Genomic DNA, 12,572 nt, shown 5'->3' on the forward strand with positions numbered 1-12,572 from the left:
CACCTCATTGAGGTGCTTTTCTTAACATTAGTTGTCTATTATGCCGCCGGATTCAACTGCGACTTTTTTGGGCTATGAGTTCGCACTTCAGAAAAGTCATGACTAAAGTGGTCAACTTGAATCGCCTTGTAGCGCAATTTATCTGCAGCCATGATTTGATCAATTTCTTGCTCAGTTAACACGCCTGCTTCAAATGCTTGCTGCAAACGGTCATGCAGCAAACCTTTACGAGCCACTTTACCATCCTTCGCAGCCTTCATAAGTTTACGCTCCAAAGGTTTAATGTCGTACATTGCAAGGAATGCATTCTCCATTAAGCCTACGCTGTCATCCTCTGATTTTCCGATGTAGCACAGATGCGTGAGGCGATCACGTTGCGCGCCTGGTGTCATCATCGCTTCAGCCAAATTCACACACAGCTCATCACTTGGCTTATTGAAATGATTACCAAGCGGGAACAATAGCCCCTTAAGCACACCGCCAACGTATTTCACAGGGAAGTTGGTGTAAGCCTCATTTAATGACTTAGAAGCGTTATACAAACAGTGTTGAACAGCGTAATGAACGAAGTCTAGATCGCCTTGTTGACGGCCTTCATCTTCATACTTTTTCAAGGCAGCAGATGCCATATATAGATAGCTTAATCCATCACCCAAACGTGCGGAGATCATTTCTTTACGCTTCAAGTCTCCACCTAAGGTTAACATCGCAAAGTCTGCACTTACTGCAAGTGCACGACTGAGACGAGTAATGTCTTTGTAGTATTGCTGCGTTGGACCACTCATGTGCGCGTTAACAAATCGAGAACCAGTTAGTGCTGCACCAAATGCACCGAATGTATTACCGAGAGCGTGCTTGATGTGTTTAAAGAGTAAGTTGTCAAATTCTTTCGCACCTTGTTCAGAATCTGGATTCGCCGCAGCTTCCATTTCTTTTAGAACATATGGGTGACATCGAGTCGCACCTTGACCAAAAATCATCAGGTTACGAGTCAGAATATTCGCGCCTTCAACAGTGATAGCAACCGGGATACCAAGGTAATGTTTAGCAAGATAGTTCATTGGACCATCTTGAATCGCACGACCCGCATGGATATCAAACGAATCATTTAGAATGGTACGCGCGATTTCCGTCATGTGGTACTTGGCAATCGCGGTTACAATCCCAGGTTTTTCTTTCATATCGAGAGAAGTCGTCGTTAGCGTACGCGTCGCTTCTAGTAGGTAAGTAAGACCACCAATGCGCCCCATTGCTTCTGCAACACCTTCAAACTTACCGATCGACATTCCAAACTGTTTACGCACGTAAGCATAAGCACCTGTTGTACGTGTAGTAAGGTGACCAATCGCTGTGCCAAGCGCTGGGAGAGAGATACCGCGACCAGCAGAAAGACACTCAACCAGCATACGCCAACCTTTACCTGCATAATCAGCGCCACCGATCAACCAGTCCATAGGGATGAAGACATCTTCACCACGAGTAGGACCATTCATAAACGCAGACCCCAGAGGATCATGGCGTTCGCCTATCTCGACACCTTCATGGTCAGCGGGAATCAACGCACATGTAATGCCAACCTCTTTCTTGTCACCAAGTAGCCCTTCAGGATCCTGCAGTTTAAATGCTAACCCGAGCACTGTCGCAACTGGCGCAAGCGTGATGTAGCGTTTATTCCAACTAACTCGCACGCCAAGCACTTCTTTGCCTTCATGGGTGCCGTAACAAACCACGCCTTGATCAGGTATGCCACCCGCATCAGAACCCGCTTCAGGGCCAGTTAGGGCGAAACAAGGGATGTCTGTACCATCAGCTAAACGAGGCAACCAGTAATCTTTTTGCTCTTGCGTACCATAGTGCGATAGCAGCTCACCAGGACCAAGAGAGTTCGGTACCATTACCGATACCGCGGTACTGATACTTCGAGTCGCAATACGAGAAACAATGGTTGAGTTCGCCAAAGCGGAAAATTCACGACCACCATATGCTTTCGAGATGATCAAAGAGAAAAATCGCTCTTTACGTAGGTACTCCCATACTTCAGGCGGTAAATCCCTGTCTTCTTTGACAATCTTCTGGTCATCAAGCATTTCTAGCAGGGTCTCAAGCTCATTATCCATAAATGACTGCTCTTCTGCCGTCAGTGTAGGCGTTGGATAATGATGCAATGTTGTAAAGTTTGGCTTGCCTGAGAATAGTTCGGCATCCCACCATACACTACCCGCTTCCATCGCCTCTTTCTCGGTGCTAGACAGAGGTGGCAATACTTTTTTGAACACTTTAAAAGCCGGGTCACTAATCCATTTTCTTCGTAGAGAGCTCATAGTTCAGATCCTTTTGTTCACGTAACCGCTCGGGGTATAATCTTATTATTGGTTTAACTTTCTTATTTGTCTTATGCCAACTGCTTTGCTGACATTCCTGCTGACAAATATGGAATCAGTAAATCGACGACAGATTTCACATCGACTTCCTTTTCAAACTTACTTTCTGCCAGCTCCGAAAGAGCTTGGCTTGAAGCCATCGTAAATACACAGGTTCCTAACGTGAAGTGCAGTCGCCAAAACAACTGTTCTTCACATAGTTCCGGGTTCGCCTTCATTATCGAGAAAGTGAAAAGGTTCAGTACCTCTTCGTATCTGGTGGTAATGAACCAGCGTAGATGACCTTGAACGTCTGTATAACCGCGGCCAATTAACAACATAAATAGCGCAGTACCATTTGGGCGTACATCATTTAATGTACGTAAAGGTAATCGCAATGACTCAAAGACATCGTCCATGTTGTAGCTATCGCGCGTGTTTAGCTCAATTAATGAAGTCTTAATGCTCGGCATTAGTGCTTCTAAATACCTATCTAAAACCGCTCTAACCAGCGTTTTTTTATCGCCAAAGTGATAGTTTACCGATGCTAAGTTAACGTTAGCTTTACCTGTTATCGTTCTTAGCGAAGTATCATTAAAGCCATGTTCAGCAAAGAGTCCTTCTGCGACATCGAGTATTTTTTCTTTTGTTGATGTTCTCGGGGCCATTTTAATCACTCGTATTAAACAACTGTTTGAAAATATACTCCCGAAACTTAAGATTAACAAATGATTAACATCACACTTTAACCAATTGGTCTGACCAGGCAGTAAAAGGTGTGATCTAATCTTTTGAAATTCAATCGAATACTCCAGTGAAGCTTGTCAGAAGGAAACGATCAAATTTCTCAGTCCAGCGCAATTGAAACGCTAACAATAGCCATGGCGGCTCGGAGTGAGCGACGAGAGTATGAAATACATCTTCGGTTCTAGGGAAGATAAAATTAGAAACACAGAAGTTAGTAACTTCGCCAAGTTGGTAATCCATCTCGATTTTTCTATTACTTTCGGATGTGTAAGAAGCTAGAAAGCATTAAGTAGAAATTTTTTGAAAAAAAATGGAACTGTTTGGAAAAGGCTCGGTCTGAATATACGTAACAGTTAGGGCATTTGAAGTTTCACTGGCCGTCAAACTTGTTTCCATCTAATTGTTACGTTGCTGCTTTTTTCTTATTAACTCCTATGTTTGTATCCGCCCAGTCAAATTTTCGGCTGGGCTTTTTTTCGCCTATAGATTTACCAAACGCCCCTTTCGGTGATTTGCCCCGACTCCATAAGCTAGACCTTAGTTGGTCACAAAAGTAACCACCCTGAAGTGGTTGATGTGCCAATCTGCAGACATAAAAAAGCCTCCCGAATGGGAGGCTTTACTAAACAGTGTGTATCTTACGCTTGCGCTTTCTTAGGCAAAGAAAAGTGCAGTAACGCGTAGCCAAGTAACGCGGCTGTCGTCGAGCCCATTAAGATACCTAGTCGAGCATAGGTATCAAACTCAGGGCTTACATTTCCAAACGCTAAAGAGGAAATGAATATAGACATTGTAAAACCGATACCACACAACACAGATACCGCAAAGATATGCTTGAAGTTAATGCCTTCCGGTAGCTTAGCTACACCCATTTTCACAGCAGCCCAACTAAAGGTGAAGATACCTAGAGGCTTACCAACCAGTAGCCCCAAAGCAATACCTAATGGCAGCATTGAAGTTAGGCCTGACATCGATACGCCTTCTAGCGAAATCCCCGCATTTGCAAATGCGAATAGAGGTAAGATACCAAATGCCACGTATGGATGAAGTGCATGCTCCATGTGCTTAAGTGGGGAATGTTCGCCCTGTTTACCCTTAAGAGGAATAGCAAAGCCGATCACTACGCCTGCAAGTGTTGCGTGAACACCAGATTTAAGTACCGCAAACCATAAGATCGCGCCGACTATCATGTATGGCGTCAGTTTCGTTACTTCCTTCGCATTCAACATGAACAGGACACCAGTCATGATGAAGCCAACAAGCAGCGCCATGCTAGAAAGATCACCTGTGTAAAACAGTGCAATAATAACAACCACGCCTAAATCGTCGATGATAGCGAGAGCTAACAAAAACACTTTAAGGCTTACTGGTACGCGCTTACCTAGTAGCGCCATGATACCTAGAGCAAATGCAATATCCGTCGCAGCTGGAATGGCCCAGCCAGAAACCGCCTCTGGGTCGTTAGCATTAAACGCAACGTAAATAAGAGCAGGGGCTAACATACCACCAACCGCTGCAATCGCAGGGAAAATTGCGGTTTCTTTTGATTTTAGCGCTCCTTCAAGTAGCTCTCGCTTCACTTCAAGGCCAATAAGTAAGAAGAAAACAGCCATTAGGCCGTCATTAATCCAGTGAGAAACTGACATACCGAATACATAAGTATGCAGTACAGATTGATAAGTTTCGCCCAGCGGTGAGTTAGCAATGGTCATCGCAATTGCCGCTGCAATTACGAGAAGAATACCACCTGCTGATTCCATTTTGAAAAAGTCACGAATGACATCGTTCATGGTTTCGTCCTTATATTTATTATCTTAATAAACGATTAACAAAGAGTGATAAGAGTGTATAGCTGTCGAAAACTTTAGAATAATCGCTTCTTCAGAGTATAAACTTCGGTTTTTTCGATGTTAAGTTTACTATACATCGTATTTTCCAACATGACACTCAATTTTGATCGGAGATCGTATTTGTTTTTGTCGCACCAAATATTTATCAAGATGATGAGAAAATCAGCATAACACGGCTTGTACCATCATGATAACCCCGTACTTTTGAGAAAAAGCCAGGAAGCTTCGCGCACTAAAAAACCACCCGTAGGGGGTGGTTTTCTTCACAACTCAATAGCCTGTCAGCTGCATAAAGCCCCAAGCTTCATTGGAGCCGGAAGCTAAAGTAGGCCCTTCCCAGTAAGGTATTACAAAGGGTAGCCACATATCTGACTTGATAATGCGGGTAGTCAAGTTAATTTGATGCTTCGGAATATTGATAATCCACTGCAAAGGTAACCTTCTTCCATTGGATAAACTGGTCACTTGCATTGGTTTAATACTGATATCATCGTCTGAGAGGTTGATGACTTTACCTGAGCGTGTCGACAACGTGCCAAATACGTGCGGTGTTTGCCCATGGTGACGATAACGGCTAACAGTTAATGCTCGACCATCATCTAAATTGAAAACAAACCAATCCCAGCCTTGTTGCCCCTCACCAATTAAGCCGCTGCCCCACTCTTTTTGCGCCCAAGCAGAACCCGTCACTGAGAATCGCTTACCATTTAAGCTTAAGCTGCCTTTTACTTTTAAAAATGGAGCACTGAAGCTGAAAGAAGCAACAGATTGCAACGCATGTTTAACTTGGAAGCCTTTGTCTCCATTCACCACAAAGGGGCCGTTTGTCATGGTATTGAGCTCAAGTCCAAACGTATCAGTATTCACATTCAAGTTGCCCGGGAAAGGCGTCGCACCGAGTGATCGCCAAGTCCAATTATCAATCCATAACCTGAAAGGACGATTGATCATACCAGCTTGGCCTATCCCACCTCTAGCTACCCGTTGCTCTTTCCATACATGCGAGCCATGACTGACGACAACATGTGAAATGTACAATTGAGGGTTCTGCCAACCGCTGGTTTCTCGCTCGTCCGTCGCAACCCTGAAATAGCTCCATTGAACATTGTAGATCTTGCCTTGCTCATCTTTTAGTTTCGCAAAGTAGTGCCACCATTCATGCTGATACTCGGGATGAAAGCGAAAGTCTGAGGGTAAAGAGACATGCTCATTAGGTAGTACAGGCTCGAAAATCGTTTGATTTTCACGCGTTAAGATAGAATCAAGTTCGCTTTCTCGTGTTGTTGTCGCCTCTAACCAAAAAGTTGAGTAAAAAGCAGCCCCAGTCAGAAAAGCGAACGTAACAACAATGAGCGTTGAAACCAACAAGCGTTTTTTAGAGCCCATTTTTTTCATTACAACGCGTCCCTTAATGACTTCATCGGTGTACTTTTGATCATTCTAATAACTGGCAATGCGCCAGCAACCATGATGGCAAGCATCGCCCAAGCAATGGTTTGAACATACTCCCATGGAATCGTTTGAAGCTCTAGAGACCAGCCAAATGATTGCTTAATGATAATATCAACGATCAAATGTGCGAGCGCCAAGCCGAGCGGCACTGCAATAATCGCAGAAATGGCTCCGAAGACGAATAGCTGCAAACCACCTAATACGACAAGTTCTTTTCCGGACACACCCATGCACCTTAATAAGGAAAAATGCCGCTGCCGTGAAAGTTCTCCTGCCAACGTCGCAAAGAATAAACCAAACACGGCAATAATCAGCGTGATATTGCCCAAGGTTCCTGCTATCGCAAAGGTATGATCAAACACTCTCATTGCTTGGCTATAAATATTACCGTTATCAAACACACGATCTTGCGGGAGACGGAATACATTCTCTAAGCGATTTTTCAGCCCTTCTCCATTGACGTTATCTTTTAATACTACGCCAAGACCAACATTACCCGTACCTGCAAATGCATACAGCCAATTCCGGTGCGACATCATCACCTGGTTATATGGGTTTCCATAATCGTAGTAAACGCCTACGACTTGCCAATCACCACCAAGCGGTTCTTGCAAGTTAATGAAATCGCCAGGGCGGATATCCAGCTTCAAGGCCATCGACTCACTGACCATTAAGCTCTTGGTAGCGTGCAGTTGATACCAGTAATTTGGGACACCTAACTTGACGGTAAGTGAGTCTAACTCACCTTCAGAAGAGCCCGTACTTACAACTTGTAGAGCACCGTGCTCGGTCGGCATATCTTTTTCCCAGCGCCACCAAACCGAGTTCACCTCTGGCTGATTCTGGAGCCATGCGCTCATCCTAGCGGCTGAATTGTTGGTCGGATAGATGTACACATCAGCCGCTAATCGCTGATTTAGCCACTTATCGGTTGTATCTCGAAAGCTTCCGACCATTGTTTCTACACCAATGTTTGCCGCCAGCGCTAACATAAACGCCATCGTAGCCACACCGCGATAGCTCATGCTGGCTGCTGCATCAGCAAAAAACCAACGGACACGAACCCATCGCATGGTATAAGAAAAACTTTGGAACATATGCCACATAATAAATGGCATAAACAACGCCACACTAACCAACATCAGCGCAATAATTGCAAAGCCGGTTTCTTGTGTTTTCGGCGCCTGATATACCGCTATTGCAGCGACACAAAACGCACATGCCGCAAGCGCCTGCCAAGAGAACTCTCTTCCAGCAAATCGCATTAGCGACAGTCGAGAAGAAAGGCGGATTGGTTGTGACTTCAGCAAACGGATTAATGGCCACAGACACGATATCAACGCACCCATCGCTGCCATGATTAGGCTATATAAGCTAGATTGCCATGACCATCCTATGGTTAAACCTACGTTGGCATCATACAAATCACTCAGGCTCGAAGACACTGCTGGGATAAGTTCATTCGCTAAGATCAAGCCAAAAAAGTTACCACACGCCCACGCAATAAAGACGAGCAAAGACAACTCTAGCAATAAGGCTTGCGCTAACTGTGTTCCGTTAACACCAGTCTGTCTCAAAATACCTACCAAACGTTGTCGCTGGATGAAAGACAGAGACATCGCTTGATAAAAAATAAACAACCCGACCAAAAACGACAGCATTCCCATCGCGGTGAGATTCATATGGAATGCGTTAGTTAGCGACTCAAGCTCAGTACGCGTATTCCTAACGAGCGTCATTCCGTTTGGCAACATGTTTTTCAGTGCTATCAGCTTTTCCTCTGGCATTTCGCCACAAGAAATCGCAGACAAACCTGAGCTCCGCTTGAGCATACGCAACAACGATATATCAGTAACCAGCCGAGTACCCGAAAGCATCTTGTCCTTATCTACTTGAATAGGCCCAAGACGGCTTCCGTCATTCATCTCAATGAAGTCCCCATCCTGCCAACTCATGTAAGCGGCCAAATCTTGACTAACGAGAATAGGATAAGGAGGCTTCATTAGTGATAAAACAGGCATCTCACCTAGCGATTTTCCTTGTTGTAGTGGGATCATCGCGACAGGATCTATCCCCACCAACATCAGGCTCATATCGGTCTTGGCATCTAGATGCAGCACGTCAAACGGTGCACATTGGTTGAACCCAGCTCGACGTAACTGAATATAGAAACCTTGAGGAATTTTATTGGCAGAGTGCTTCGTTCGGATTCGGTATGGCAAAGGATTGGAGAAAAGCTTTTCCCCAGTAGCATAACTTTGTTTTGCATGCTGGTTGATAGAAGTAACACCAACAAGGAGGGACACGCCTAAAGTTAATCCCAGCCAGACAAGAATAATTTGTAGAGGGTAACGACGGTAATGACCGAGTAGTGCCTTAACTACGGGCCATAACATGTAGCTGCCCTCCTTGAAGTCGAATCTTTCCTTCCATATGGGCGGCCACTTTTTCACTGTGCGTCACTAACAGCAAAGTACACTCCAGTTGGCGAGCGAGACTCGTTAATAAGCGCATTACTGCTTCTGCGTTTCGCTCATCTAGACTACCAGTTGGCTCATCAGCAAGCAGGATTTTGGGTTCCATATAGAGTGCACGAGCAATCGCCGCACGTTGTTGCTGACCACCAGACGCCTCTTCCGGATAACGTCCTAGCAATGGCATTAAGTCCAAAGCAGAAAGAATTTGACGCCACAACTCTTTATCTTCCGGCAGACCTTTTAACTGACGACAAAAACGAATATTGTCGGCAATATTAAGTGTAGGAAGCAGGTTGAATTGTTGGAAGATATTCCCAATATTGTTGCGGCGATAAAGGGTTCTTAAATGCTCCGGTGCTTCATGCATAGCAAAATTTGGAAACTGCACTTCACCAGAGTCAGCAGTATCCAATCCGGCGATTAAATTCAGTAGAGTACTTTTACCCGAACCACTTTCTCCCATCAGAGCAACTTGGTCGCCTTGCTGCAATGTTAATTCTGCCCCTTGTAATACAGGGTGAAACTCTCCCCCGTCTACATAGCCTTTACATAGGTCTGACAGTTTTAACATTGATTATGCCGCTCGGATGGTGTTTAAAAATTGGGATCAGAATCTACACTAAAATCCTGTTAGTAGAAAGTATTTTGAATGCTTGATCACACTATGGAAGTACAAATGCAACTCGATTCACTTTCTGTTGCTAATTTTGTTGACGTTTTGAGCAGATTTTTGCAGCCAAAATAAACTCTGTTCCTCCTTACTGGCCAATCAGGTTTTTCATCCATTTTCGGCTAACCATTCTTGGCAAGCAAATCGCCCACTTCACAACTTCTTCCGTCAAAAAGAGTAAGTAAACCCATTGTGGGTCCCAATTGAGATAAATCGCTGCAAATGCTGCGAGTGGAATCCCGATCACCCACTGCGCCAAGATGTCTTGATACAAACAAAACTTAACATCACCGCCCGCACGTAATACACCAACAATCGCCATCATCGGCACCGAGCGTAGCACGACACCCAACGCAAGAATCACCATAAACTGTTCAGCTAGCTCGCGAGTGTCTGTTGTCAGTGCACTAAACGCATTAAGGATCCATTGATTTGACACTATCAACAAGACGGCGACCACAAATGCGATAAGCACATTCAAAATGACCGTAGCCCATGCTTGATAATAAACGGGTTCAAAATTACGAGCGCCGAGCTGGTTCCCGACTAGAACTGCAGCCGCATTCGATAAACCAATCATCATCGCCAATGCGATCGACTCAACAGGTGTCATTACGGAAAGTGCCGCCAAACCTTGTACACCTGCTTGCCCCATGATGGCGTGATAAGCAAACAGCCCACCAGCCCACGCCAAGAAGTTAAATGTGGTTGGCAAAGAGAGGCTCAAGAAACGCGTAATTTTATCTAAGACCAATCCTGCGCGTATATCATCCCAACCAAATGCGATTATGTGTTTTTTCAACCATAGATAACCAAACAAGCAACCTACTTCGATCGCGCCACTGATTACCGTTGCGATCGCTGCTCCCGTAATACCCAGAGCAGGAAAGCCTAATTGACCAAAAATTAAAACCCAGTTAAGAAACACATTAGATAAAATGCCTATACCACTAAAAAAAGTGCTTAGGCCTGGTTGGTGCATCGCCCTTAGGCCCACCGACATACTGGCCACACATGCAACAGCAAACATGCTAACCGACGAAATAATGAGATAGCTGGCCCCTAATTCAATCACTTCTTGTGAATCGGTAGTCAAGCTCATGATGAGTTGTGGAAAAACAACAAACAAAGCAACAGCAATCGCAGCAAACATCATTGCGATCATCCATGTTAAAGCGGTACTGCGACGCACCCCAACTTTATCGCCAGCCCCCCAATATTGAGCGGTTAACAACGCACCGCCCGTTGTCACCCCAACTAACATGATGGTGGTGACGAAAGTCGCGCGCGCAGCAACTCCAACAGCGGCAATTTCTGCTTCACCAAGTTGACCAAGCATAAGAACATCGACGAGGCTTCGGCTAGAAAACATCATGCTTTGCAGTGTAATTGGTAACGCGATTGCAAATAAACGACGTAAGAATGCTTTATCTGCGTGTATTGAGAGTTGAGAAAGAAAAGTCACAAGCGCTCCAACGACAACTTATTGATAGAATGGGGAAAGTGTCTCATGATTATACTCTGTGGTGTTTATTCCACCAACGATAAAAGGACAGATAATGAAAAAGGTGTTGGTACTAGGCGCCTCGGGTTACATTGGCTCTCAACTTCTTCCGTTACTTTTAGATAAAGGTTACGCCGTCACAGCAGCGGCGCGACATATTGATTATTTAGAGTCAAGAACTCAGCCTCACCCTAATTTAACGTTAAGGTATCTCGACTTGGCTGACGCAGAGACCACGAAGGCTGTAGTGAACGATTTTGATTTAGTATTTTTTCTCGTGCACGGGATGGCTCAAGGTGATGACTTTGTTGAGTACGAACTAAACCTTGCTTTGAACTTCAAATTTGCGTTGGAACAAAGCTCCGTCGAGCATGTTATCTATTTGAGTGCCATTCAACCTCAAACCGGAAACTCTCGCCATTTAGCCGCTCGTAAAGCCACGGGAAAAATAATTCGACAGTCTGGTGTTCCAGTAACTGAATTGCGTGCTGGCGTTATCATCGGCCCCGGCTCTGCCGCTTTCGAAATCATGCGTGACTTTGTCTACAACTTACCTATTTTGATCGCGCCTAAATGGGTCGACTCAAAAGCGAACCCTATTGCCTTGCCCAATCTCAACCACTATTTGTTGAAGTTAGCAGAAGCTCCCTCTCCAGAAGAAAGTCAAATTTATGAAGTTGGTGGGCCAGATACACTTAGCTACCGCGAACAGTTCAAAGTCATTTGCCGAATCACGAACAAGCCGTATCGACTGTGGTCGACCCCGCTACTTACTCCGAAAATGGCATCGTACTGGCTAGGTTTAGTTACCTCAGTGCCAACTAGTATCGGTAAAGCATTACTTGCTGGCTTAGAGCACGACTACATTGCAAACTCCAAAGCGATTGAAGAACGATTTCCTCAAACGCTGATCAGCTACGAGCAAGCGGTAACTGATACCATTCAAGATGAAGGCACATTTGTACGCAGTAATGTCTGGGGGTTTGAACCCGCAGCGCTTCGTCGATGGCAACCAGGATATGGTTATTACCCAAAACAAGCTGGAGCGAGCATTAAAACTCATGCCTCCGCTGCGGCATTATGGAAAGTGGCGCAAAAGATCGGGAGTCGCGAAAAAGGCTATTACTTTGCCAACATCTTGTGGCGTACACGTGAATGGCTCGATATCTTTTTTGGTGGCGGAAAACCGATTCGCGTTTCTCCTCCTGGACCAGAGCTTAAAGTCGGTGATTTTATTGACTCTTGGAAAGTGATTCGCTGCGATAATAATCAGTTTCTTTCACTGTTTTTTGGTATGAAAGGCCCAGGCCTTGGGCGTTTAGAAATTACCATCAAAGATCTCGGTGACGAACGAGAGCTGGATATTACCGCCTGGTGGCACCCGCAAGGGTTTCTTGGGCTGCTTTATTGGTTTGCAATGATGCCAGCCCATCTTTTCATATTTAAAGGCATGGTCAAAGCCATCGCGAAAGAAGCAAACCGTTTAGAAAACAAAAAGCCCCAATAACAGGG

The 12,572-nt window shown here is 44.9% G+C and carries 8 protein-coding genes; 1 reads left to right on the forward strand and 7 read right to left on the reverse strand.

The features are described 5' to 3' along the window. Positions 1–38: 38 nt before the first annotated feature. The 7 genes from R7E78_RS14585 to R7E78_RS14615 all read right to left on the reverse strand — a co-directional run bounded on the left by R7E78_RS14585 (position 39) and on the right by R7E78_RS14615 (position 11,021). Entirely contained in the window at positions 39–2,321 is a 2,283-nt protein-coding gene (locus R7E78_RS14585; RefSeq protein ID WP_017634878.1) for an acyl-CoA dehydrogenase, read from the reverse strand. Between the two features lie 71 nt (positions 2,322–2,392). After that, a complete protein-coding gene (locus R7E78_RS14590) occupies positions 2,393–3,028 on the reverse strand; it encodes a TetR/AcrR family transcriptional regulator (protein WP_005378033.1) in 636 nt (211 codons plus the stop codon). 717 nt (positions 3,029–3,745) lie between these two features. Next, positions 3,746–4,897 carry a Na+/H+ antiporter NhaA gene (nhaA, locus tag R7E78_RS14595; protein WP_005378034.1) on the reverse strand — a complete coding sequence of 384 codons (1,152 nt, stop codon included), beginning with the start codon at positions 4,895–4,897 and terminating at the stop codon, positions 3,746–3,748. 330 nt (positions 4,898–5,227) lie between these two features. Continuing rightward, the gene (locus tag R7E78_RS14600; RefSeq protein WP_005378036.1) at positions 5,228–6,352 is read right to left on the reverse strand and encodes a lipocalin-like domain-containing protein; all 1,125 of its coding nucleotides are present in this window, start codon (positions 6,350–6,352) and stop codon (positions 5,228–5,230) included. Next, positions 6,352–8,805, reverse strand: coding sequence for an ABC transporter permease (locus tag R7E78_RS14605; protein ID WP_033905120.1), 2,454 nt, complete (start codon positions 8,803–8,805; stop codon positions 6,352–6,354). The genes R7E78_RS14600 and R7E78_RS14605 overlap by 1 nt, the downstream gene beginning before the upstream one ends. Beyond that, a complete protein-coding gene (locus R7E78_RS14610; protein ID WP_005378040.1) occupies positions 8,786–9,457 on the reverse strand; it encodes an ABC transporter ATP-binding protein in 672 nt (223 codons plus the stop codon). The genes R7E78_RS14605 and R7E78_RS14610 overlap by 20 nt, the downstream gene beginning before the upstream one ends. A gap of 187 nt (positions 9,458–9,644) precedes the next feature. Further along, a complete protein-coding gene (locus tag R7E78_RS14615) occupies positions 9,645–11,021 on the reverse strand; it encodes an MATE family efflux transporter (RefSeq protein ID WP_017820846.1) in 1,377 nt (458 codons plus the stop codon). A gap of 94 nt (positions 11,022–11,115) precedes the next feature. Between R7E78_RS14615 and R7E78_RS14620 the strand changes: the two genes are divergently transcribed. Then, a complete protein-coding gene (locus R7E78_RS14620; protein WP_318057990.1) occupies positions 11,116–12,567 on the forward strand; it encodes a DUF2867 domain-containing protein in 1,452 nt (483 codons plus the stop codon). Positions 12,568–12,572 lie beyond the last annotated feature (5 nt).

Source organism: Vibrio sp. YT-19(2023), from assembly GCF_033337395.1.